The organism is Amycolatopsis sp. PS_44_ISF1, assembly GCF_032335455.1.
GTDB lineage: Bacteria > Actinomycetota > Actinomycetes > Mycobacteriales > Pseudonocardiaceae > Amycolatopsis.
The window spans coordinates 327,320-350,235 of record NZ_JANUXO010000003.1 but is presented as its reverse complement, the minus strand read 5'-3'; the positions used below and the strand labels follow the sequence as shown (position 1 = coordinate 350,235).

At 73.9% G+C, this 22,916-nt stretch carries 22 protein-coding genes; 6 read left to right on the top strand and 16 right to left on the bottom strand.

Annotated features, from left to right (window positions below; genetic code table 11):
- The first annotated feature begins 29 nt into the window (after positions 1-29).
- A complete protein-coding gene (locus NYF13_RS27890) occupies positions 30-770 on the top strand; it encodes a DUF4232 domain-containing protein (RefSeq protein ID WP_315660759.1) in 741 nt (246 codons plus the stop codon).
- Between the two features lie 448 nt (positions 771-1,218).
- Here NYF13_RS27890 and NYF13_RS27885 read toward each other — a convergent pair whose 3' ends face one another.
- Positions 1,219-4,086 carry an RICIN domain-containing protein gene (locus NYF13_RS27885; RefSeq protein ID WP_396287732.1) on the bottom strand — a complete coding sequence of 956 codons (2,868 nt, stop codon included), beginning with the start codon at positions 4,084-4,086 and terminating at the stop codon, positions 1,219-1,221.
- A gap of 87 nt (positions 4,087-4,173) precedes the next feature.
- Complete coding sequence (locus NYF13_RS27880; protein WP_315660756.1) at positions 4,174-4,953, bottom strand: SDR family NAD(P)-dependent oxidoreductase; 780 nt, start codon at positions 4,951-4,953, stop codon at positions 4,174-4,176.
- A gap of 327 nt (positions 4,954-5,280) precedes the next feature.
- On the opposite strand from NYF13_RS27880, the gene NYF13_RS27875 reads away from it, so the two are divergent.
- Both NYF13_RS27875 and NYF13_RS27870 read left to right on the top strand, forming a co-directional pair.
- Positions 5,281-5,865 carry an NAD(P)-binding domain-containing protein gene (locus NYF13_RS27875; protein WP_315660755.1) on the top strand — a complete coding sequence of 195 codons (585 nt, stop codon included), beginning with the start codon at positions 5,281-5,283 and terminating at the stop codon, positions 5,863-5,865.
- Between the two features lie 58 nt (positions 5,866-5,923).
- Positions 5,924-6,907, top strand: a complete 984-nt coding sequence (locus NYF13_RS27870) for a zinc-binding dehydrogenase (protein WP_315660754.1) — start codon at positions 5,924-5,926, stop codon at positions 6,905-6,907.
- A 24-nt stretch (positions 6,908-6,931) separates the two neighbouring features.
- On the opposite strand, the gene NYF13_RS27865 is transcribed toward NYF13_RS27870, so the two are convergent.
- On the bottom strand, positions 6,932-7,957 hold the full coding sequence (locus NYF13_RS27865; protein WP_315660753.1) for an aldo/keto reductase: 1,026 nt from the start codon (positions 7,955-7,957) through the stop codon (positions 6,932-6,934).
- Positions 7,958-8,021: 64 nt separating this feature from the next.
- Positions 8,022-8,489 (bottom strand): VOC family protein, encoded by a 468-nt coding sequence (locus tag NYF13_RS27860; protein WP_315660752.1) that lies wholly within the window; start codon positions 8,487-8,489, stop codon positions 8,022-8,024.
- A 111-nt stretch (positions 8,490-8,600) separates the two neighbouring features.
- On the opposite strand from NYF13_RS27860, the gene NYF13_RS27855 reads away from it, so the two are divergent.
- Entirely contained in the window at positions 8,601-9,587 is a 987-nt protein-coding gene (locus NYF13_RS27855) for a WYL domain-containing protein (RefSeq protein ID WP_315660751.1), read from the top strand.
- A 43-nt stretch (positions 9,588-9,630) separates the two neighbouring features.
- Here NYF13_RS27855 and NYF13_RS27850 read toward each other — a convergent pair whose 3' ends face one another.
- The 4 genes from NYF13_RS27850 to NYF13_RS27835 all read right to left on the bottom strand — a co-directional run bounded on the left by NYF13_RS27850 (position 9,631) and on the right by NYF13_RS27835 (position 13,698).
- Positions 9,631-11,640: an acyltransferase family protein gene (locus tag NYF13_RS27850; RefSeq protein WP_315660750.1), complete on the bottom strand. Its 2,010-nt coding sequence runs from the start codon at positions 11,638-11,640 to the stop codon at positions 9,631-9,633.
- 198 nt (positions 11,641-11,838) lie between these two features.
- Positions 11,839-12,240 carry an ester cyclase gene (locus NYF13_RS27845; RefSeq protein WP_315660748.1) on the bottom strand — a complete coding sequence of 134 codons (402 nt, stop codon included), beginning with the start codon at positions 12,238-12,240 and terminating at the stop codon, positions 11,839-11,841.
- Complete coding sequence (locus NYF13_RS27840) at positions 12,240-12,707, bottom strand: hypothetical protein (protein WP_315660747.1); 468 nt, start codon at positions 12,705-12,707, stop codon at positions 12,240-12,242. The genes NYF13_RS27845 and NYF13_RS27840 overlap by 1 nt, the downstream gene beginning before the upstream one ends.
- 160 nt (positions 12,708-12,867) lie before the next feature.
- On the bottom strand, positions 12,868-13,698 hold the full coding sequence (locus tag NYF13_RS27835; RefSeq protein WP_315660745.1) for an alpha/beta hydrolase: 831 nt from the start codon (positions 13,696-13,698) through the stop codon (positions 12,868-12,870).
- A 108-nt stretch (positions 13,699-13,806) separates the two neighbouring features.
- Here NYF13_RS27835 and NYF13_RS27830 point away from each other — a divergent pair, with 108 nt between their 5' ends.
- Positions 13,807-14,442, top strand: coding sequence for a TetR/AcrR family transcriptional regulator (locus NYF13_RS27830; RefSeq protein WP_315660744.1), 636 nt, complete (start codon positions 13,807-13,809; stop codon positions 14,440-14,442).
- Here NYF13_RS27830 and NYF13_RS27825 read toward each other — a convergent pair.
- A complete protein-coding gene (locus NYF13_RS27825; protein ID WP_315660743.1) occupies positions 14,439-15,119 on the bottom strand; it encodes an SDR family NAD(P)-dependent oxidoreductase in 681 nt (226 codons plus the stop codon). The two genes, NYF13_RS27830 and NYF13_RS27825, sit on opposite strands and share 4 nt — an antisense overlap.
- A gap of 87 nt (positions 15,120-15,206) precedes the next feature.
- On the opposite strand from NYF13_RS27825, the gene NYF13_RS27820 reads away from it, so the two are divergent.
- Positions 15,207-16,052: a helix-turn-helix transcriptional regulator gene (locus NYF13_RS27820; protein WP_315660742.1), complete on the top strand. Its 846-nt coding sequence runs from the start codon at positions 15,207-15,209 to the stop codon at positions 16,050-16,052.
- A 140-nt stretch (positions 16,053-16,192) separates the two neighbouring features.
- On the opposite strand, the gene NYF13_RS27815 is transcribed toward NYF13_RS27820, so the two are convergent.
- From NYF13_RS27815 to NYF13_RS27785, 7 genes are read right to left on the bottom strand one after another with little or no spacing between them, the layout of a single operon-like run.
- Positions 16,193-17,590, bottom strand: coding sequence for an amino acid adenylation domain-containing protein (locus NYF13_RS27815; RefSeq protein WP_315660740.1), 1,398 nt, complete (start codon positions 17,588-17,590; stop codon positions 16,193-16,195).
- On the bottom strand, positions 17,587-18,150 hold the full coding sequence (locus NYF13_RS27810; protein WP_315660739.1) for a thiamine pyrophosphate-dependent enzyme: 564 nt from the start codon (positions 18,148-18,150) through the stop codon (positions 17,587-17,589). The genes NYF13_RS27815 and NYF13_RS27810 overlap by 4 nt, the downstream gene beginning before the upstream one ends.
- Positions 18,147-18,656: a thiamine pyrophosphate-binding protein gene (locus tag NYF13_RS27805; RefSeq protein WP_315660737.1), complete on the bottom strand. Its 510-nt coding sequence runs from the start codon at positions 18,654-18,656 to the stop codon at positions 18,147-18,149. Before NYF13_RS27805 ends, NYF13_RS27810 begins: the two co-directional genes overlap by 4 nt.
- Entirely contained in the window at positions 18,653-19,408 is a 756-nt protein-coding gene (locus NYF13_RS27800; RefSeq protein WP_315660736.1) for an alpha/beta fold hydrolase, read from the bottom strand. The genes NYF13_RS27805 and NYF13_RS27800 overlap by 4 nt, the downstream gene beginning before the upstream one ends.
- A 16-nt stretch (positions 19,409-19,424) precedes the next feature.
- Positions 19,425-20,408, bottom strand: a complete 984-nt coding sequence (locus tag NYF13_RS27795; RefSeq protein WP_315660735.1) for an ornithine cyclodeaminase family protein — start codon at positions 20,406-20,408, stop codon at positions 19,425-19,427.
- Positions 20,409-20,433: 25 nt separating this feature from the next.
- On the bottom strand, positions 20,434-21,582 hold the full coding sequence (locus NYF13_RS27790; protein WP_315660734.1) for an FAD-dependent oxidoreductase: 1,149 nt from the start codon (positions 21,580-21,582) through the stop codon (positions 20,434-20,436).
- A 34-nt stretch (positions 21,583-21,616) separates the two neighbouring features.
- Positions 21,617-22,900, bottom strand: coding sequence for a DegT/DnrJ/EryC1/StrS family aminotransferase (locus NYF13_RS27785; protein WP_315660732.1), 1,284 nt, complete (start codon positions 22,898-22,900; stop codon positions 21,617-21,619).
- Between the last annotated feature and the right edge of the window lie 16 nt (positions 22,901-22,916).

The following is a 22,916-nucleotide window of genomic DNA, read 5'->3' as shown; positions in this document are numbered from 1 at the left end:
CCGGTCCGGTTCAGGGGAGGTCACGCTCGATGCTGTCGGAGTACCGCTGGCAATTCGTCACCGCGTTCACGGTCGTGGCCGCCGCGGCGCTGGTGTCCGCGGCCGTGCTGGGCGGGCACCGGGAGCCCTCGGACCGGGCCGTGGGCACCTCGGCTTCGCCGGCCGATCCGGCCACCCCGCGCGAGGGCCGCCCCCGCGCGAACGCCCCCACCTCTCCCCCGGCCTCCAGCCTCGGCCCGCTCCCGGCCACCCCGTACCCCTCGGTGGCCCGGCCGGGCCCGGCGGCCCTGCCCGGCGTGGGGCCGGAGGCCGCGCCCGGAGCCCCGCCCCCGCCGGTGAACTGCACCTCCGACGACGTCGCCCTCCGCGTCGTCGCCGGCGGCACCTCGACCGGCAACCACAACGCCGCCGTCCAGCTCACCGCCAAGCCCGGCCGGCGTTGCCTGCTCAAGGGCGTGCCCGACCTCTCGCTCTCCGGCGGGGACAACGTGCGGGTCGAGGACCAGGCCCCGGCCAACGCGCCCGCCGTCCTGATGACCGGCGGCTCCTCGGCCTACATCCCCCTGCGCTGGACCACCTTCGAGCCCGACGACCAGCAGCAGACCCCGAACGGCCTCACCTTCGCCGCTCCGTCGGAGAAAACCCCGCGCGGTGAGTACGTGAACCCCAACACGCTGCTCGACTGGACCCTCGGCCCGGTCGACGCGAACCCCTCCCACGCGGGCGGGCTGGACATCGGCGCGGTCACCCCGGGCACCGCCCCGGCCTGATCACCGGCTCCGGGCCCGGCGGGGCTCGCACGGGCTCCGGGTCGCCGGTGTCCAGGGTGGCCCCGGGTGCCCAGGCGGTGTCCTGTGAGTCATCGGAGCCGGAGCGCGATGACGGCGATGGTCGGCTCGGCCTGGGAGTAAGCAGCGCGTTCGACGCAGCGGGTGGTGGTCTCCCGCCGCGCGAGCCTGTGGCGACGCGGCGGGCGATCCGGTCATCCCGCCCCGGGCCGACGAAGCTGACCCGCCGGTCCCCGCATCGCCCGGCGGGCCGAGGGATGCGGATACGCCTTGTCCGCGATCACGGTCTCCGGCCGACACCGCGGACGTCCCCGGCCCGGCCCGGGCGACAAGAGCGAGGGCTTCGCCGGTCCAGGATCCGGCTCCCCTGGAAGGTGCCGCCCTCGGCCCGCACGGCGCCGTTGCGGAGCGGTCCGGCTCGTGGCCGCCCTCAGCGCAGCCGCCACAGGTGGTCGGCCGTGCCGTTGTCGGTGAACTGCACCACCGGCGCACTGTCCGCTGTGGACATCCGGTCCACCCCCAGCACCTTGCCCGAGGTGCGGTTGACGATCCGGAACCAGCCGCTGCCGTCGTCGAGCAGCCGCCACTCCCGGCCGGGCGCGGCGTCGTCGCCGGACTGCACGATCTGAGCACTGTCCGCCGTGGACATCTGCTCGACGCCCAGCACCCGGCCCGAGTTGACGTTGCGGATCAGCAGCCAGCCCGCCGCGGTGGGCTGGAAGGTCCACCGGTGGTCCGCGGTGCCGGTGTCGCCGAACTGCACGACGTGGGCCCCGTCGGCCGTGGACATCCGGTCGACGCCGAGGATCTTGGCCGAGTTGCGGTTTTCGATCCGCACCTGGCCGTCCGGGATCAGCTGCCACAGGTGGTCGGCGGTGCCGGTGTCGGCGAACTGGACCACCGGCGCACTGTCCGCAGTGGACATCCGGTCCACCCCCAGCACCTTGCCCGAGTTGCGGTTCTTCAGCCGCCACCAGCCGTCGCCGTTGTCGATCAGCTGCCACAGGTGGTCGGCGGTACCGGTGTCGGCGAACTGCACCACCGGGGCGCTGTCCGCAGTGGACATCCGATCGACCCCGAGCACCTTGCCCGAGTTGTGGTTGCGGACGCGGTACCAGCCGTCGCCGTTCGCGACCAGGTGCCAGACGTGGTCGGCCGTGCCGTTGTCCGCGAACTGCACCACCGGCGCACTGTCCGCAGTGGACATCCGGTCCACCCCCAGCACCTTGCCCGAGTTGCGGTTCACGATCCGCCAGCCCGCCCCCGCGCCGCCGGACGACCACGGGTGACCCTCGGGCGAGGCGGTCGGGAACGAGGTGACACGCAGCCGCGCCGCGCCCATCGGGATCAGCGTGACCGGCTCGACCGGCGCCGTGCTCCGCGCCGGTGAAGCCTGCAGCGGGGTCACCACGTCCTGGTCGTCCGCGGTCCACTCGGCTATCCGGCGGGCGGGCGCGGTGATCCGGACCGGGACGGCGCCGGGGGTGAACGGGTTGTCCGGCAGGGGCCCGCCGGTGGCCGCGAACGTCATGGCCGAGGCGGCGGTCGCCGGGTCCACGGCCAGCCCGTAGTTCCACGGCGTGGTCGCGTGCACCGCGTACTCCGGGAACTGCCCGGTGCCGCCGAGCAGCTCGTACCGCTCCCCGATCTCCAGCGAGTAGGTCAGCGGGCCGTGGTCCACCGAGAGCGAGTCGTGGTTCGCGCTCCACGTCCGCACCGCGGTCTGCTGCGGCAGGGTCAGCGTGACGACGTCGCCGTCGTTCCAGGTCCGGTCGAGTTTCACGAACGCGGGCCCGGCCGGCGCCGTGACCGGTGCGCCCGCCACGGTCAGCCGTGGTGCCGCGCACCAGGCCGGGATGCGGAGGTACAGCGGGAAAGCCAGCGGCTTCGGTGCCCCGACGGTGAAGGTGATCTGCTCGGAGAACGGGTAGGTCGTGTCCTCGGCAATGGTGACCGAGGTGCCGTCGGCGACCTTCGCCGTGACGCTGCTGGCCGCGTACATGGCCGCCGCCAGCCCCTGGTCCGGGGTGGCCAGCCAGAGCCCTTCGGTGAAGTACGGCCAGCCCATGCCGTAGTTGTGCGGGCAGCAGCGGTACTGGTCGACGGCGGGCAGGTAGGCCTGCATCGCGAAACCGTTCTGGAACTGCCCTTCGGTCTTGGGCACGTCGTCCAGGTCGACGCTGTTCGCGCTGGTGATGTAGTGCACCGCGCGCCCGGCCGGGTCGAGCGCGGCGGGCAGGGAGTTGAACGCGAGGTCTTCGCAGCGGTCGGCCCACACCGGGTCGCCGGTGAGCCGGGTGAGCAGCTGGTGGCTGGCCATGAACTCGACGATCCCGCAGGTCTCGAACCCCTGCCGCGGGTCGCCGTAGCCGGGCCGCGCGTTCTCGTCCCCGGCGAACCCGCCCCCGGCGAACTGGCCGTAGGCGCCCATGACCGTGTCGTAGTCCTGGTAGGTCGCCCGGACCAGGCTGGCGTCGCCGGAGCGCAGCGCGTACTGCGCCGGCTCGCGGAAGCCCTGCGCGACGTTGACGTTGTGCAGGCTCGGCAGGGTGGCGACCCAGTCGGCGCCCCACCGGTGGATCTTGTCGGCCAGATCGAGCAGGAACCCGTCGCCGGTGCGGTTGTACAGCCAGAACACGCTGTCCAGCCCGTCCCCCCAGCGCACCGACACCCAGTCCGAGTCGAACGCGTCCTGGCCCTGCGCGTTCATGTACCGCAGGAACGAGGTCAGGAACGGCACGATCCGCGCGTCGCCGGTGTACTCCTCCCAGGTCCGCAGGGCCTGCATCATCGGCAGGTGGGGCCAGAAGTCGGGCCCGCCCTTGAGCTGGGTCCGCAGGCCGGACGGGCCGAAGAAGCCGTCGGGCTGCCGGGTGGCCAGGATCGCGTCCACCCAGCGGCGGGCCGTGGCCAGCGCGGTGGCGTCACCGGTCACGGCGGCGAGGTCGATGTAGCCGCGCAGCCAATACGGCACCTCCTCCCAGCCGTCGTACTGGGGATGGACCCAGCCGGTGGTGTCGAAGTCCAGGAAGTGCGACGTCTCGGCGTAGTGCCCGCAGAGCCCGTCGAGCTGCCGGCGAAGCTGCCCGGCCAGCCAGCCGCGGGGCGTGACCGCGCCGGGTGGGAGCTTGAGGAACGCGGTGGGCTGGAGCGGGGCCGCGTTCGGCGCGTAGAGCCCGCCCCGGGCGGGCGCCACCGCCGGCCCCCTGAGCACGGCGGCCCCGGCCTTCGCCGGGCTCGCCCCGGCCAGCAGGGCGGCGACGGCCCCGGTCACGAAGTGTCTGCGGTTCAGCGGCACGGGACGGGCCTCCGCTCGTCGTTACAACGTTGTAAAAACAACAACTACCCGGCCGCACCCGGTTCTACAACCGCCGTTCGTCGGAGGTCAGGCGTTCCGGTACCGGCCGGCGAGCTCCGGGCTCTGGCCGCCGAACGCGGCGAGATCGGCCTGGAAGACCCGGTCGAGCAGGCTCGCGTCCTCGACCCCCGGGGCGCAGACGACCTCGCCGAGCTCCAGCCCGCGCAGGGACGCGGTGACCACGTCTTCGGCGCTCATCCGCGGCACCGCGCCGAGGTCCAGCCCCTGCCGCTCGTGGAACTCGGTGGCGACCACGCCGGGGCAGACGACCTGCACCCGCACCCCGGTGCCCTCGAGCTCCGCGGCGAGCGTCTGGGACAGCGCGACCAGGTGCGCGAGCGTGCCGGCGTAGACCGCGCGCCGCGGCATCTGCGAGTGCGGCGCCGGCCCGCTGAAGGCGATCATCCCGGCCACGTTGACGATGGTGCCCCGGCCGCGCTCCTGCATACCCGCGACCGCGGACCGGGCCAGCAGCGTGGGCGCGAGCACCTTGACCCCGAGCAGTTCGCGGGCCTCGGCGGCGGGCAGCTCGGCCAGCGGCTTGTAGTGGGCGACCCCGGCGTTGTTCACCAGCACGTCCAGCGGCTCGGCGGCGCAGATCCCCGCGACGGCGTCGATGCCCTCGTCGGTGGCCAGATCGGCGGCGACCGGGCGGACCTCCACCCGGGGGTGGGCGGCGGCGAACTCCGCCAGCCGCTCCCGCCGCCGCCCGACCACCACCAGGTCGTACCCCTCGGCGGCGAACCGTTCGGCGAACGCCCGGCCGATTCCGGAGGTGGCGCCGGTGATCAGTGCGAGTTTGCTCATTTTCCGATGTTCCTCACCTGTTGTCGTTGCCGGGATTAGCTGTTGTTGCCGGGTCGCCGGATCGCGGCGGCCGGAAGGACCCGCGCGGTGCCCGCCACCGCGGTGACCCCATCGTCGGACGCCGGGGCCACCGGCGCCAGTGCCCCCGCGGGCCGGGGAGGGACAGGGCCACCTTCGGGTGCATTCCGGGAAGCCGTGACCGGCGGGCCGCCCGCACCGGACCGTCCACCAAGGCCCGATCGGCACCCCCGGCCACCCCTTGACCGTTTAATGATGACGAGTAACATCAAAAATGACCGAGAACCCCGTCCGGACGAGGAGCCCGACATGAACTGCGGAACCATCGGGGCCGGCACGGTGGCCGAGGCGATCGCCGCCCACCTCGTGGCGGTCGGCCACCCCGTGATCCTCAGCAACCGCCGCGGCCCGGCGACGTTGCGCGACCTCGTCACCCGGCTGGGCCCCCTGGCCTCGGCCGGAACGGTCGCGGAGGCCGCCGCCGCGGACCTGGTGTTCCTCGCCGTCGGGTGGGCGGAGGTGCGCGACGCGCTGGCCGGACTGCCCCCGTGGCACGGCCGCATCCTGGTCGACACCACCAACGCGATCCCGGCGCCGGCCGGGCTCGGCGCGGAGACGGCCAGCGAGTTCGTCGCCGGACAGGCGCCCGGGGCGCGCGTGGTCAAGGCGTTCGACACGTTGTTCGCCCGGTACATCGCCGCCGATCCCCGGCATCCGGCGGGCCGGCAACTGCTCTTCTACGCTGGCGACGACGACGGGGCCAAGGACACGTTCCACTCGATCGCCGACGAGATCGGGTTCGCGCCGGTCGACGCCGGAACGCTGCGCGAGGGCGGCCGGCTGATGCAGGTCGGCGGACCGCTCTCGGCCCTGCACGCGCTCAAGCAGGACTGACCCCCCGCCGGGCCGGGCCTCAAACAGGACGGAGCAGCACCGTGAAAGCAGCGTTACCGTGAAAGCACTGGCCTACACCCGGGCGCACCCGCTCGAAGCGTTCGCGATCGAGCTGACCGACGTCGCCGAGCCGCGCCCGCGGGCCGGCGACCTGCTGGTCGACGTGCGCGCGATCGGCATCAACCCCGGGGAGGCGGCGATCCGGCGGACCCGCAGCGCCGGACCGGGTGACCGGGTCGTCCTGGGCTGGGAGTTCGCCGGCGTGGTGGCCGCCACCGGGCCGGAGGCCACCGGTTTCGCGGTCGGCGACCGCGTGCTGGGCACCGGCGACCTCACGCGGGACGGCGCCTGGGCCGAACGCGTCGCGGTCGACCACCGGGTCGTCGCGAAGATGCCGGACGAGCTCACCTTCGCCGACGCCGCGTCGCTGCCCATCGGCGTGCTGACGGCCTGGGAGGCGCTGTTCCGCGACGGGGACGGCCTGCCGCCCGGTGTCGGCCGGGTGCTCGTCGTCGGCGGGGCCGGCGGCGTGGGCTCGCTGGCCACCCAGCTGCTCAAGACCCGGACCCCCGCCTTCGTGATCAGCACGGCTTCCCGCGCCGCCTCACGGGAATGGGCGGCGAAGATGGGCGCCGACCTGGTCGTCGACCACCGCGCCGACGTGCCCGCGCAGCTCGGCGGCCACGTCGACCTGGTGCTCTGCACCACCGGCACGAGCAGTCACCTGGGCTGGATCACCGAGGTGCTGCGGCCGTTCGGCCACCTCGCCGCCCTCGACCTCACCGCCCCGTTCGACCCGGGCGCCTTCACCGCGAAATCCCTTTCGCTGCACAGTGAAATGGTCTTCAGCCGGCTCATCGCCGGATCCGGCGCCGCCGCGCAGGGCCGGATCCTGGCCCAGGCCGCCCGGGACGTCGCCGCGGGACGGCTGCGTCCGATCGTGACCACCATCCTCACCGGACTGACCGCGGAAACCGCGCGGGCGGCCCACACCCTCGCCGAAAGCGGCCGGACGATCGGCAAGACCGTGATCCTCACCTGAGCCCGGCGGGCCCGGGTGAGGATTTCACCGCAGGCCGGGCGGACGCCGCCGGAGGTCGGGGCGGGCCAGCGCGGGCGGCTGGTAGGCCACGTCGATCGGGCCGACGTCGGTGCCCGGGGGCACGATCTCGTCGATGCGGTCGAGCACCTCGTCGGAAAGCGCCGCACCGGCGCCCGCGAGCAGTTCGTCCAGCTGATCGGGGGTGCGGGGGCCGAGGATCGCCGAGGTGACCGCCGGGTGGGCGGTCGCGAAGGCCAGCGCGAGGTGCGGCAACGGCAACCCGGACTGCTCGGCCACCACGGCCAGGGCCTCGACGGCGTCGAGCTTGCGCTCGTCGGTCAGGTGCCGCCGGGCCCAGTGCAGGCGGCCGGGTGACGCCGTTTCCGCGTTGCCGCGGCGGAGGCGGCCGGCCAGCAGGCCCATCGCCAGCGGACTCCACACCAGCACGCCCAGGCCGTACCGCTCGCAGACCGGCAGGACTTCGCGTTCGATCCCGCGGTTGAGGATCGAGTAGTGCGGCTGCTCGGCGCGGAAGCGGGCCAGCCCGCGCCGTTCGGCCACCCACTGGGCTTCGACGATCTCCGCCGCAGGCAGGTTCGAATGGCCGATCGCGCGGACCTTGCCCGAGCGGAGCAGTTCGGTCAGCGCGCCGAGGGTCTCCTCGACGTCGGTGCCGGGCTCGGGGTGGTGGGCCTGGTAGAGGTCGATGTGGTCGACGCCGAGGCGGCGCAGCGAACCCTCCACGGCGGACACGATCCAGCGCCGGGAGCAGCCCTGCCGGTTGGGGTCGGAACCCATGGGGCCGTTGAACTTGGTGGCGAGGACCACGTCGTCGCGCCGGCCGCGCAGGGCCCGGCCGAGGACCCGCTCCGACTCGCCGTCGCCGTAGACGTCGGCGGAGTCGATGACGTTGATGCCGCCGTCGAGGGCGCGGTGGACGATGCGCGCGCACGCGTCCGGATCGGGGTTGCCGTACGGCCCGAACATCATCGTGCCCAGCGCGTAGACGCTGACCTGGATGCCGGTCCGGCCGAGCGGGCGGGTTCGCACCGGGGTTCCTCCTGGGTCGGGGAAGGGCGCGACCGGGACCGGCCGCGCCCTTCGGGGTGAGAGGTCAGGCCGGTTCGTACGCGGCCGGGACGTTGACGATCCAGGTGACGCCGAACCGGTCGGCCAGCAGGCCGAAGGCGGGCGCCCACTGCGCCGGGCCGAACGGCTCGATCACGGTCGCGCCCTGGGCCAGGCCCTCCCACACCGGGGTGGTCTCTTCGACGCTTTCCCCGCTCACGGACAGGAAGAAGCGCTCCTCGGTGATCGTGGTGCCGTTTTCCCGGCGCGTGGTGGGGGTGCCCGGCGCGGCCGGCGCGCCCGGGCCGGGCACGTCGTAGGCCATCACCTGGAAGCCGTTGTCCGCGACCAGGTGGCCGAACACCACGTTCGCGGCCCCGGGCTGGTCCGCGGGCCGGCCGAAGTCGGCGTAGGTGGCGATGCTGAGCCGACCGCCGAACACCGACTGGTAGAACTCGAGAGCTTCCCGGGCCTGGCCGGCGAAGTTCAGGTGGGTGACCGCGTTGAGCGACATGGATTCCGGTCCTTCACGAGGGTTTCCGCCACCGGCGACTTCCGGCGGCGAAGACCACGGTGCCAGCCGTAGCGGTCAGGGAACGTCCGCTACTCGTGGCATTCTGAAGACATGCCCCTCGCCTCCGCGACGACGACCTCCAGCCGGCTGCTGTCCCTGCTCTCGATGCTGCAGGCCCGCCGCGACTGGCCGGGCGGCCTGCTCGCCCGGCGGCTGGGGGTCAGCGAGCGGACCGTGCGCCGAGACGTCGACCGGCTGCGCGAGCTGGGCTACCCGGTCCAGGCGGTCAAGGGCCCCGACGGCGGTTACCGGCTCGAAGCGGGCAGCCAGGTGCCGCCGCTGCTGTTCGACGAGGACCAGGCGGTCGCGCTGGCGGTGGCGCTGCGGATCGCCGTCGGGACGGGCGCGGGCATCGAGGAGGCGGCCGCGCGGGCCCTGGCCACCGTGCGGCAGGTTCTGCCGTCCCGGTTGCGCCGGCGCGTCGACGCGCTGGAGGTCAGCGCGGCCGGGCGCGGCGCCGAGCCCCAGGCCGACACCGGTGTCCTGCTCGCGCTGAGCGCCGCCATCCGCGCCGGTGAGGAGCTGCGCTTCGACTACCGCGCCCCGGGCCGTCCGGCGGACACCGGGCCGCACCCGCCCCGGCGGGTGCAACCGCACCACCTGGTGGTCCGGACCGGGCGCTGGTACCTGGTCGGCTGGGATCCCGGCCGTGAGGACTGGCGGATCTTCCGCGCCGACCGGATCACCCCGCGGGTCCCGAACGGCCCGCGGTTCCCGCCGCGGGAGGTGCCGGGCGGCGACGTGGCCGCTTTCCTCTCGGCCCGGTTCAAGGGCTCGGACCACACGGACGCCTGGCCCTGCCTCGGTGAGGTGATCCTCGACCGGCCCGCGGCCGAGGTGGCGCCCTTCGCCGGAGACGGCGTGGTCGAGCCGGTCGGCGCCACCCGGACCAAGCTGACCACCGGGGCCTGGTCCTGGCCCGCCCTCGCCGCCTCACTGGCCCGCTTCGACACGGAGATCGAAGTGCTCGGCCCGCCCGAGCTGCGGACGGCGTTCGCCGAGCTGTCCCGCCGCGCCGCCCGCAGCGCGCGGGACTGACCGGTCCCCCGGGGGTGTCGACGCCGGCGGCCCGAGCCGGCTTTCACCACCCGAGCGCCGCGGTCATCGCCCGCTCCAGAACCGGTGCGAGCGTGGCCATGAAGGTACCCGTGACGTGGTTGTCGTCCATGTAGACCAGGACGTTCCCGACCACCGCGCGGCACTCCAGCCGTCCGCAGAAGTAGTCGCTGAGGTCGAAGAACGTCACGTTCGCGGGAATTCCGGCGATCTTGTCGTACGGGGGTGTGCCGGCCAGGAGCTGATCGCGGGGGACGCCGCACCGGCTGGATTCGCTGCCGTGGGCGCGGATGCACTCCGGCGGGGAGAAGCCGAGGCGGGGGTTGTCGCGGACGGCGAAGACCGGGATGCCCGCCTGGTCGAGCTTCTTCCACTGGTCGACGAAACCCGGCGGGGTCTGCTCGGTCAGGCCGGGGCGGACGTCACGGCTGGCGAGGGTGAGCACGGCGTCGGGGTGCCGGTCGGTGATCTCCCGCTCGGCCGCGGCGTTCCAGGCGATGCAGGCGGGGTCGCCGGGCATGGCGTCGGCGGTGGTGGAGAACGGGCAGGCGCCCTTGAGCATGAACGTGATCTGGTAGTCGTGCTTCGCCGCGATCGGCCCGAGCGCGGCGAGGTACTGCTGGATGTGGGAATCGCCGACCACGACGATCCGTTTCGCCGGGGGTCCGGTAGTCCGGCTGGAGCACATTTCGAGCTCGGCGTCCAGCGCCGACCGGACGCAGTCGGCGTCGGCGATGCGGGCCCAGTCGTCCGGGACCGCGATCACCGACGGCCCGCCGGCGGACCCTGCAGTGGGCCCTGTGGTCGGTGCTGTGGCGGGCGCTGCGGTGGCGGTGGGGCCGGTCGCGAGGTCCGCCTTCCGCAGGTCGACCACCTGCCAGGTTCCGGCGACCAGCAGCACCGGCAGCATCAGCACGAGCGCGAACCGGGGGGTGCCCCACCTCGTCGTGGTCCCGAGGGCCGAGCGCCGGATCGGGTTCTCCACCAGGTGGCGGGTCAGCACCGCCAGGACCACCGAAGCACCGGCGACCACCAGGCCGCCGAGCGGCCCGACCTGCTCGCGGTGGCGGACGAGGAGGTAGAACACCAGCACCGGCCAGTGCCACAGGTACAACGGGTAGCTGAGGTCGCCGAGGTAGGCCGCCGGTCGGGAGCCGAGGACGCGGTCGGCGCCGAGCCGGCTGCCCGTGGCGCCCGCGAAGATGACCAGCGCGGCCGACAGCGTCGGCCACAGCGCGGCTCCACCGGGGAAGACGCGGCCGGCGTCGAGCACCAGCCCGCAGGAGACCAGCCCGGCAACCCCGGCCCAGCCCGCCACGATCCGCAGCCCGCGGGGCCGGCTCACCGCGTCGATCGCCAGGGCGAGCAACCCGCCGAGCGCGAACTCCCACCCCCGGGCCAGGGAGTCGAAGTAGGCCGCGGGCTGGTCGGCGGAGGTCAGGTGGACCGAGTACGCCAGCGAACCGGCGAACACCACGGCCAGCACGACGGCCAGGGAGGCGCGCACCGGCCGGCGGATCCGCGCGGCGACGAAGGCCACCCCGGCGGCGAGCAGGGGCCAGACCAGGAGGAACTGGCCCAGCACGGAAAGCGACCAGTAGTGCTGGACCACGCTCGCGGTGTCGTCCTGGGCGAAGTAGCCGGCGGCCGGACGCCAGTTCTCGACGGAGAACAGGGCGGCGAACACGTCCTGGCCGGTCCGCGGCCACCGGTCCACGGGCAGCAGCAGGATGCTCAGCCCCGTCACGGCGAGCAGGACGGTCAGGGCGGCGGGGAACAGCCGCCTGATGCTGCGCCCCCACAACGGCCCCAGCTCGATCCGGCCTCCCTGGGCCGCGCCGGCCAGCCGTCCGGTGACCAGGAACCCGGAGAGGAGGAAGAGGGCGTCGACGCCGCCGGAGATGCGGCCCAGCCAGACGTGGTAGACGACCACCAGCCCGACCGCCAGGGCGCGCAGCCCCTGCAGTTCGGGCCGGTGCTCGCGGCGCACCGGCCCGGCCGGCGCCGGGCGGTCGGCGGGGTGCTGGGCAGTCATCGTCGTTCCTCGGGTGGCGGACCGGTCGGCACGGAGGGTCGCACCGGCCGGCCCAGGATAACCAGCGCCTCCCCCGTACCGTCACCGGTGCGGCTCAGCCCGCCGTCGGTGCGGCCGGGGCGGCCCCGCCGGATCCGTGGCCGTGTACCCCGGGGTACCGCCACCTCCCCCGCACCCTCGTTTCCGGGAAAGCCGCGTTCAATCGGCGATCGGCCGAAGCGGCCGGGCCGTGCTCCAGTGCTCGATGATCCGGCCGTCCTCGAAGCGCAGGAAGTCCATCACGTGCAGCGCCACGCGGCTGCCGGTGGCGGCCTGCCCCAGCCAGTCGCCCACGTGGCGCCCGCGGATGATCTTGTTGGTCGCGACGACCCCGTCGTGCTCGAAGCAGTGCACGACCTCCACCCGCACGTCCGCCAAAGCCCGGTGCAGCAGGGTCATCGTGGCCCGGGCCCCGTCGCGGCCCCCGGCCAGGCCGGGCTCGGCGCTGTGGTTGCGGAACTCCGGGTGCACGAACTCGTCGAACCGTTCCACCCGCCCCTGCTCCTGCACCAGCCGGACGAACTCCCGCGTGCGGGCCACGTTGCCGATCTCTTCGGTCATCACCCGATCCTAAGGCGTTCGGCCCGGTCCTCCCGTTCCAGCCGGACAGCGGCGAACGAGAGGCAGAAGACCCCGGCGGCCACCACCAGCACCACGAAGACCCAGACCGGCCACGCGCAGGTCTCGTGCAGCGCCCAGGTTTCCTTCACGGCGAGCAGAAATCCGCCGGAGCCCACGAACGACCATCCGGTGGTCTTGTGCACGTACCGCATCAGCTCGCCGCGCCGGACCGGGTCGAGCGCCGCCATCATCGCCTGCCGCCGGTCCTTCCACCGGCGGCGTTCCCGCAGGTAGCGCATCGGCGGCAGCAGCCACCACCAGGGCGAGACCGGCGGCGGCGCCGGCCGGTCCTCGAGCACCTGCGCGACCTCCGCACGCAGGTGCTCCTGCTTGCGCAGCTCCAGCGCCGCCTGGAACGCCGAGCCGGCGACCAGCAGCCAGGCCCCGACGAAACCGAACCACTCCACTTACCGACTCCCGAGGTGACTTGGTGATCGCGGCCGGCCCCCCAGTGCGGGAAGCCGAAGCCGTGGTCGTGCTTGAGGACCGGCGGCGGCGCGGCGTGCGCCAGGTGCCGCACGACGCTGCGGTCTCCGGACCCGGCCGGACACCGCGCCGGAATGCGCCCTAGACCTGAACCGAGCCGAGGAAGGCCTGGATCAGGGCGACGGTCTCGGCGGGGAACTGCACGTGCGGGTAGTGGCCCGCGCCGGGGATCAGCTCGAGCCGGCCCACTCCGGGCGGCATCGCGGCCACGATGGCCTCGCCCTCGGCCTGCGGGGACGCCCAGTCGGGGTCGAGCGTGCCCATGACCACCAGCGCCGGGCAGCGGACGCCGGACAGCGCGGGCCCGGAGTCCGCGGTCCCCGACCGGCCCATCGCCCGCAGGGCCTTCATCCGGCCCGGCTCGCGCAGTATCGCCGTGGTGCGCTCCAGGCTCTGCTCCCAGTCCGCCGGCTTCGGGCCCGGATACGCGTTCTCCAGGTACTTCTTCCAGGCCCCGACGCTGCCGAGCTCCGTGCCGGCCATGGTGAGCGCGCCCCGGCGATAAGCCGCGTTGCGCAGGTCGCCGAGGGAGAAGGCCAGCTTGCGGGTGAACGGGCCCAGCTCGACCACCGCGCTCACCAGCTCCGGCGCCCGGGCCGCGACGATCGTGGCCGCGCCGCCCGAGAGGGAGTGCCCGACCAGCACGGCCGGGCCGCCCAGGTGGCGGATCAGGGCCATCAGGTCCCCGGCGACCTCCGCCTGGCCGTAGGACTTCCAGTCCACACTGGACTCACCGCAGCCGCGCAGGTCGACCGCGGCGACGCGGTACCCGGCACCGGCCAGCGCCGGCGCGACGAAGCGGTACGCGTCGCGGCTGTTGCCGATCCCGTGCGCGAGCAGCACGAGCGGACCGGGGCCGCCGGTCACCTCGTAGGCCAGCGTTCCACCGTCGACGGACAGATGTTCGGTCATGCCACCCTCATCACTCGAAGGCTACTCAAATTAGCCTTTAAGGGTGACTCTAGTTAGCCTTCGGGCGTTCGGCAAGTAGGATCGGGCGGCCCAGTCCCAGGAGGCCCGTTGCCCGCCCACGCGCACACCTCGAACGCCGCGATCGTGGCCGCGGCCCGCCGACTCCTCGAGGAGGTCGGCCTCGAGGCGCTGACCATGCGGGACGTCGCCCAGGCGGTCGGAGTGCGCACCCCGTCGCTCTACAAGCGGGTGAGCGGGCGCTCGGAACTGCTCGAACTCATCCTGGAGGACCTGGCCGACGAGCTGACCGCGGTCGTCGACGCGGCCGCCGGCACCGGCGATCCCGCGGCCGGCCTGCGGGCCCTGTGGCACGCCTACCGGGGGTTCGCCCACGCGAACCCGATCGCCTACACCCTCCTGTGGGCCCCGCAGGCCGTGCCCGGTGCGACCGGCCGGTACCAGCGGACCTCGGTCACCCTGCTGCGGCTGGTCACCGACCTGGTCGGCCCGCAGCAGGCGCTGCCCTCGGCGCGCACGATCGTGGCCTGGAGCCACGGCTTCATCACCATGGAGCTGGCGGGGGCCTTCCGCCTGGGCGGTGACGTCGACCAGGCCTGGGACTTCGGCCTGGACCGGGTCCTCGACGCCATCCAGCCCGCCGGCGAGGCCCGGGGTGGAGCAGGGCGGCACGGACGGGCCGCTCCCTCCGGGCGGGTCACCGACGGCACGGGCCGCCACCGCTAGAACTCGATGCGGCCCTTGCGGTCGTGGAATTCGCCGGTCGGTCCGTCTCGGCCGATGGTCGCCAGGGCCACGGTCGCGTCCGTGCCCTCGGTGACGGTCTGGTGGCCGCTGTGGCGGTTGAAGTCGGTGGCGGTGTAGCCGGGGTCGGACGCGTTCACCCGCATGTCCGGCAGGTTCTTGGCGTACTGGACGGTCAGCGCGATGAGCGCCGCCTTCGACGCGGCGTAGGGCACGGCTTTCACCGGGTACTCGTCGTGCGTCTCGTCCACCAGGTACCGCGGCCAGCCCACGCCCGAAGCCACGTTGACGATCACCGCGCCGGCCGAACGGCGCAGCAGCGGCAGTGCGGCCTGGGTCACCCGCACGACCCCGAGCACGTTGGTTTCCAGCACGGAGGACAGGTCCGCCACGTCGAGGTCGTCGACGCCGAAGGCGGTGCCGAGGATGCCGGCGTTGTTGACCAGGACGTCCAGTCCGGGCAACCGGGCGAACGCGGCTTCGACCGAGGCGGAATCGGTGACGTCCAACTGGAGGACGTGCGCGCCGAGCGCGCGGGCCGCGTCCCCGTCGGCGGGATCGCGCATCCCGGCGTGGACGGTGTGGCCGGCGTCGATGAGCCGGCGGGTGGTCTCGAGACCGAGGCTGCGGTTGGCCCCGGTGATCAGCGTGATGGTCATGTCCCCCACCCTGCGGTCCGGCCGGTGGGCCAGGGTAGGCCCTGCCGGTACCAGCCTCGGCCCGCTCCGGCGCGGCATACTGGCGGGGTGCAGGAGTTCGCGGAGGCGCTGAGGGCGTGGCGGGACCGGTTGAGCCCGCAGGCGGTCGGCCTGCCCCCGGGCCCCCGTCGGCGGGCGGCCGGGCTGCGCCGCGAGGAGCTGGCCGGGCTGGCCGGGGTGAGCGTGGAGTACCTGGTGCGGCTCGAACAGGGCCGGGCGCGCAACCCCTCGCCCCCGTTGCTCGGCGCGCTGGCCCGGGCGTTGCGCCTGACCGACGAGGAGCGCGATCACCTGTTCCGGGTGGCCGGGGCCGCCCCGCCGTCGCCGGAGGTGGTGCCGCAGCACATCGGACCGGGGGTGCAGCGCATGCTCGACCGGCTCGGCGACGTGCCGATGGGCGTGTTCTCCGCGGCGTGGGACCTGCTGTGGTGGAACCCGCTGTGGGCCGCGCTGACCGGTGACCCGTCCCCGGACCGGGGCCTGGACCGCAACATCGCCTGGCGCCACTTCATGAACGCCCCGAGCGCGATGGACTTCGACCACGCCCACGCGCAGGAGTTCTCCGACGACCTGGCGGCGGACCTGCGCGAAGCCCTCGGCCGCTACCCCGCCGACACCGCGCTCGAAGACCTGGTCGCCCGCCTGCGCGCGGGCTCGCCGGACTTCGAGCGCCGCTGGCGCCGAGCCCACGTCGCCCGTCACCGCTCGAGCACCAAGACCGCGACCACCACCCCCGCGGGCCCGATCACGATCGACTGCGACGTCCTCACCGCACCCGGAACCGACCTGCGCATCGTGATGTACACCGTGGAGCCGGACTCCGAGGACGCGTCCAAATTGGACCTGCTGCGAGTGAGCGGCACCCAGGCCCTGACCTCTCCGTCCACGTCGTGACGGGGCTTGACCGGCAGTGCTCACCCGTGCGCGCGCACAGCTGTCCGCAGTATGGGCAAGAGCACGACCACCGCTGATCTCCTCGCCGCCCCTTCGCGTCCGGGGCGGCTGAACCGGGTCCGGGGTTCCTCCTTCGAGCGCTAGCCCGGCGCCGGGGCCGCCGTCAGGGCCTGGCGGTCCACCTTGCCGGCGGAGGTTCGCGGCAGCTGCGCCAGCACTTCGACCGTCGCCGGGCGCATCGCGGGGGGCAGGCGCTGCGCGAACCAGGTCCGCAACGTCCGTGCCGTCACCCCGCCGGTCACGTACAGCGCGATGTGCGCCGAAGCCGTTTCGGCGTCTTTGAGGACCGCCACCGCCGAGGTCGTTTCCGGGCAGTCTTCCGCGACCGCCTCGATCTCGCCCAGCTCGATCCGGTGGCCACGCAGCTTGATCTGATCGTCCTCCCGGCCCCAGTACTCGAGGGCGCCGTCCGCGCGGTAGGCGGCCAGATCGCCGGTGAGGTACCGGCCCGCCGGGAAGCGGGCCGCCGTCAGCTCGGGGAGGCCGAGGTAACCCGAGGCCAGGCCGTCGCCGGAGAGGACCAGGTGTCCCGGGGTGCCCGGTGCCGTGATTTCGGTGCCGTCGGCGGCGAGCAGCCGGACCTGCGTTCCCGGCAGGGCCGTGCCCAGGGACACCGACGACGGGTCCGTGATGTCGGCCGCCGTGGCCCAGATCGTCGCTTCGGTGGGGCCGTAGACGTTCCACAGCCGCGCGCACCGCGGCCGCAGCTTCGCCGCCAAACCCGGGGTGAGCGCTTCGCCACCGCACCAGATGCGTCCGGCCGGGGCCCCCGGCCAGCCCCACGCCAGGGCCAGCCGCCAGAAACTGGGGGTGGCCTGCAGAACGGCCGGGTTCATCGAAGCGGCGACCCCGGCGAACACCTCCGGATCGAGGCGGGCGGCGGGCGGGGCGGGGATCACCGTGGCCCCCACCGTGACCGGGAGCAGGAGCTCCGCGAGCGAGATGTCGAAGGACAACGCCGTCATCGCCAGCATCGACTCCCCCGCGGCCAGCCCCGGCACGCGCGCCAGCCCGGCGAGCCGCGAGACGAGCGCGGTGTGCGGGACGAGCACCCCCTTCGGCCGGCCGGTGGAACCCGACGTGTACATCACGTATGCGGTCTCGCTCGGCGCGGCGTCCTCGGCGGGGAAACCGAAGTATTCGGTCGGGCGCACCACGCAGCCGCCGTCCTCCTCGGTGACGACGAGGGCCGGCCGCGCGTCCGCCAGCACCAGCGCACGATGCGGCGGCGGGCTTTCGGCGCTCAGGGGCAGTGCCGTACCCCCGGCGCGGACGACGGCCAGGAACGCCACCAGCCCGGCCGCCGCGGTGTTCACGTCGATCGCCACGAATCGGCCGGGGCCGCAGAACCCGGCGATCGTGCCCGCCAGCGCGCCGACCCGCTCGGCCACTTCGGCGTAGGTCCACGGAACCACCGCCACGGCCTCCGGGGTCCGCGCGGCCTGGGCCTCGACCACGTCCCACACCGTCGCGTTCACCGGCGGCCTCCCACCACGAATTCGCGGAACCCCCGGGCGTGGCCCCCCAGGTCGAGCTCCACCCGCGGCGGCACCGGCTCGTCCGGCCCGGCCAGCACCGCGTGCACGAACACCGGGCCCCCTCCCCCGGCCAGCGCCGTTCCCACGGCGGAGCGCAGCCCCGCCGCGTCCACTGTGGACATAACCTGGTGGTACCCGCAGGCCCGGGCCAGCGCCGGCAGGTCGGCGCGCGGAGTCGCCTGGCCACCCGTGGAGGCGTAGCTGCCGTCGTCGAGCAGGACGTGGACCAGCGGCAGGCCCGGGACCGTCCCGGCGGTCAGCGGGCCGACCGGGTTCATCAGGAACGCGCCGTCGCCGTCGACCACGACCGCGGGACGCCCGGTGGCCCGGGCGAGCCCGACGCCGATCGACGAAGCCAGTCCCATCGACCCGGTCATGTAGAAGTGGCCCGGCCGGTCGGCCAGGTGGCGCGCGACGCGGCAGGCGTAGCCGGTGGTGAACACGACCGGGCGGCCCGGGGTCACCGCCAGCACGGCCGCGATCGCCGTCGTCTTGTTCATGCCCGCCACCCCAGGGCGGCCGGGGGCACCAGCAGCGCGGCGGGACCGTCGCCCACGACCCGCCGCAACCGCCCCGCCTGCGCTTCGAAGGCGTCGCCGTCGGCGGCCAGGACCTCCGCCGGCACCTCCAGACCGGCCAGCAGCGGCTCGGTGAGCTCGCCCATCAACCGGTTCTCCGGGGTCGGATCGCCTTCGGCCCCGCGCAGGCTCACCACCAGCAGCATCGGGATCCGGTACGGGACCGCCAGCGACGCCAGCGCGTTCACCGACTGGCCCAGGCCGGAGTTCTGCATCAGCACGGCCGGGACGTGCCCGGCCAGCGCCGCGCCCGCCGCCACGCCGACCGCGTTGTCCTCCCGGGCCACCGTGAGCAGTTCGGGCAGCGCCGCGTAGAGCGGGGCGAGGATGCCGCAGGGCGTGCCGAAGAACGGCGCGAAGCCGGCTCCGATCAGCGCGCCGGCGACGCGGTCGGCGGTGGCGACCGCGTCCAGCCGCGGGGCCGTCACCGCGGCGCGCCCGCGTGGCGGTGCAACCGGTTGATCAGGTCCATGGCGAACGCCTCCGGCCAGTGTCGGAAGTAGAAGTGGTCCCCGGGGAACATCCGCGACTCGAACGGGCCGGTGGTGAACCGCGCCCAGCCCGCCAGCCGCTCCTGGTCCAGGTCCGGGTCCTCGCGGGAGCCGTAGGCCACCAGTGGGCACGGCAGCGGCTCGCCCGGGTCGAACTCGTAGGTCTCGCACAGCACCAGGTCCGAGCGGATGATCGGCGCGAACAGCGCCCACAGCTCGCGGTCCTCCAGCACGCCCGGCTCGCTGCCGCCCATCGCCGACAGCGCCTCGCGCAGCCGGTCGTCGTCCATCCCGGCGTAGTTCGAGTGCGCGGCGAACGAGTCCGGCGGCTGCGCGCCCGAGACGATCAGGCAACGCGGCGCGAGCGCGTACTCAGTGTGCAGGACGCGAGTCAGCTCGTAGGCGAGCACCGCGCCCATGCTGTGGCCGAACACCGAGAACGGGCCGGTGAGGTGGGGGGCCACCTCACCGGCGACCGCCCGGGCCAGCTCGCGCAGATCGGTGGGCAGTTCCTCGTCGAAGCGGCCCTCGCGGCCGGGCAGCCGCAACGTCATCGGCAGGATGTCGCGGGGCAGCAGCCCGTGCCAGACGTCGTAGGCCTTGGCGCCGCCGCCGGCGAACGGCGCGCACAGCAACGGCGTCCGCCCCGCCCCGCCGCGCGGCGGCCGGTTGAGCACCCGGATCGTCACCTCGTCCCCCTTCCGGTCACGGGAAATCGATCTCCACGCCCGCGCCGGCCTCGACCGCCCGGCGGTAGATCGCGTCGCAGGCCAGGGTGTCCTGGATCGGCAGGCCCAGTGACTCGAACACGGTCAGCTCGTCGCCCAGCCGCCCCGGCGCCCCGGCCAGCAGCTCGCCGAGCTCCCCGGCGATCGCGTCCTCGGTGATCACGCCGTCGGCCAGCGGCAGCATCAGGTCACCCGCCTCGGCCAGCGCGGACTGCCGGCTGTCGACGAAGATCCGCGCGCGGGCCACCAGTTCGGGCGGCAGTTCCCGGCACCGCGGCCCGAACGCGCCGATCGCGTTGACGTGCACCCCACCGGCGGCCACGTCGGAATCGGCCAGCACCGGCGAGCAGGCGGAGGTCACGGTGCAGATGACGTCGGCGTCGCCCAGCGCCTCGGTCGGCGAGGCCGCGACCTCGACTCCGTCGATGCCCTCGCCGGCGGCCCAGCGGGCCAGGTCCTCGGCCCGGTCACGGCTGCGGGAGAACAGCCGGACCGACTTCCACGGCCGCAGCCCCGCCAGGGCCCGCAGGTGCCCGCGGGCCTGGACACCCGCGCCGATGAGGCCCAGGTTCACCGCGTCCGGACGGGCCAGCTCATCGGTGGCCAGCGCGGTCACCGCGGCGGTGCGGATCTCGGTGACCGAGACGCCGTCGATCACGGCGAGCGGTTCGCCGTGCACCGCGTCGACCAGGATGATCAGGCCCTGGACGCTGGCCAGGCCCTTTTCCGCGGCGCGCGGGAACATGCTCAGCAGCTTGAGGCCGAGCGAGCCGGACGCGGCGGCGGGCATCAGCAGCACCATGCCGCGTTCGCCGTCCGCGCCCGGCGGCTCCACGGTGATCCGCGGGTGCTGGTAGGCCGAGCCGTCGCTGAAGGACACCATGGCCCGTTCCATGGCCGGGATGGCGTCCTCGATCGAGTACAGCGACCTGACGGTCTCGCCGTTGATGATCCGCAGCATCGGGATTCCTCTCTTGTCGGCCAGCTCAGAAGGCGAAGCGGGACAGGTCGTGCTCGGTCCGGCCGTCCACGACGAGGTCGACGCACGCGCGGCCGAGCAGCGGGACGTACTTGAAGGCCCAGCCCGCGCCGTGCACGACCACGCGTTCGGCGCCGGGCGGGCGGCCGAAGTAGAACTGCCGGTCCGGGTCCTTCGGCAGGGCGATCAGGCAGGAACCGGGCCGCACCGGGGTGGGATCGAGCGACGGCAGGTGCGCGGCGACGTACTCCGCCGTGCGCGACAGGTGGACGGGGTTGGCGGTGTAGCCGGCCTCGTAGGCGTCGTGGAACTCGCCGACCTCGAAATCGGGCGAGACCCGGACGAGGTCGCCGGCCGCCCACGGCAGCCGGCCGAACCCGTAGAACAGGTTGGTGTCGTCCTCGGTGGGCGGCTGGAAGGCGAACCAGGTCGGGTAGTCGAAACCCGGGTCCAGCGCCCGGAAGTACGTCGTGGTCATCTCGTACAGCTCGACGTCGAAGCGCACGCCCAGCGGCTCCAGCAGCGGGCCGGTGAACGCGCCGGCGGTGACCACCACGTGGCCGGCGCGGTGGCGGTCGTGTCCGGTGTGGACGGTCACCCCGTCGTCGTCCGGCTCCAGCTCGTGGACCCGGGTGTGGTCGCGGAACTCCACGCCCAGAGCCCGCGCCTGCTCGTGGAGCACCCACAGCGTGGCGCGGACGTCGACCATGCCGCCGTCGGGCTGGATGAACCCTTCGTACGACGAGGGCAGGCCGGCGAACCGGTAGCGGTCCTCGATCTGCCGGGCCGAAAGCCATTCGTAGGGCAGGCCGACCCGGTCCAGCACGTCGACGGCCGCCGTCACCTGCCCTTCGTTGGTCGCCGTGGTGGTGTCGCCGAACCAGAGGCTGCCGGTGCGGTGGACGAGCCGGCGTCCGGCCGCCTCCTCCAGCTCCGCCCACATCGGCAGCGCGGCGACCGTCAGCCGCGCCAGGTCCTCCTGGGAGTACTGCAACCGCCATTGCCGTTCGGCGCCGCTGGAGCTGCCGCGTTCGTGCAGCAGGGCGAACTGTTCGAGGACGAGCACGCCGAGACCGCGGCGGGCGGCGGCAACCGCCGCCGCGAGCCCGATCGCGCCGCCGCCGACGACGATCACGTCGTGATGGTGGGTGGGCACACCGTCTCCTTTCGTTGCGGGTTCTAAACCGGCCTCAGCGGCCGATCACCTTGCGCAGCGCGCAGCCGAGCGCCGTGGTCAGCAGCTCGACCTGCGCGTCGGACAGGCCGGGGTGGCAGGGCAGGTTCATGTGCTCGGTGAACCACTGGCGTTCCGCGACCGGGCACTCGCCGAGGCGGTGGCCGCGGGCCCGCCACTCCGGGAGCAGGTGCAGCGGGAAGTACCGCAGGTAGGTCTGCACGCCCTCGTCGGCGAGGCAGCGGACCAGCTCGTCGCGGTCGACCCGCGCCGGGTCGACGTAGAAGGTGAACAGGTGGTAGGCGTGCTCCACCCCGGCCGGGACGGGCGGGAGGCGGACCTCGCCGAATTCCGCGAGCTCCGCGGTCAGCCGGTCGGCGACCGCCCGCCGCCGGGCGGTCAGCCGCGGCAGCTTGTCCAGTTGCACCAGGCCCACCGCGGCGGCGGCCTCGCTCAGCGTCGCGTTGGTGCCCGCCCGCCGCACGCCCCGGCATTCGTGGGTGTAGGCGTCGCCGGGGAACAGCGCGCCCGGTGGCGGGCTGGTGGAATCGCCGAAGGCGGTCCCGGCCGCGGTGAGCAGCAGGTCGGCCTGGTTGCCGCGGACCAGCCGCAGCCGCCGCGCCCAGTCGTCGCGGTCCAGGGTGATCATGCCGCCCTCGCCCAGCGTCGAGATGTTCTTGCTGGAGTGGAAGCTGAAGCAGCCGACGTGGCCGAGCCCGCCCGCGGCGCGGCCGTGGTGGCGGGCGCCGAGAGCGTGCGCGGCGTCCTCGACCACGACGATGCCGTGCTCCTCGGCCAGGCGCATGATCTCGGCCATGTCGGCGGGCAGGCCGCCGTAGTGCACGAGCACGATCGCCCGGGTGCGCGGGGTGATCAGCTCGGCGATCCGGTCGGGGTCGATGTTGGCGGTGTCCGCGCGGACGTCGGCGAAGCGCACCACGGCCCCGGTGTCCAGCAGGGGCTGGATGGTGGCCTGGTAGGTCTGCGGCGTGGTGATCACCTCGTCCCCCGGCCGCAGGTCCAGCAGCCGGATCACCAGTTCCAGCGCGACCGTGCCGCTGGTCACCGACACCGCGTGCCGCACGCCCACGTGCTCGGCGAACCGTTCCTCGAACCGCTGCCGCCACACCCCCTGCGACAACGGCAGCCCCGACGTCAGCACCTCCCGCACCGCCGCGGTCTCCCGTTCGTCGATGACGGTGCCGATGGCCATGTACGGCACCGCGAACCGCCCGGTCTCCGTCTCGGTCACCACGCCTTCGCCCCCAGCCTCCACTGCGCCCTCCCCGCTCGTCGTCACCACAAGCCGTCACCAC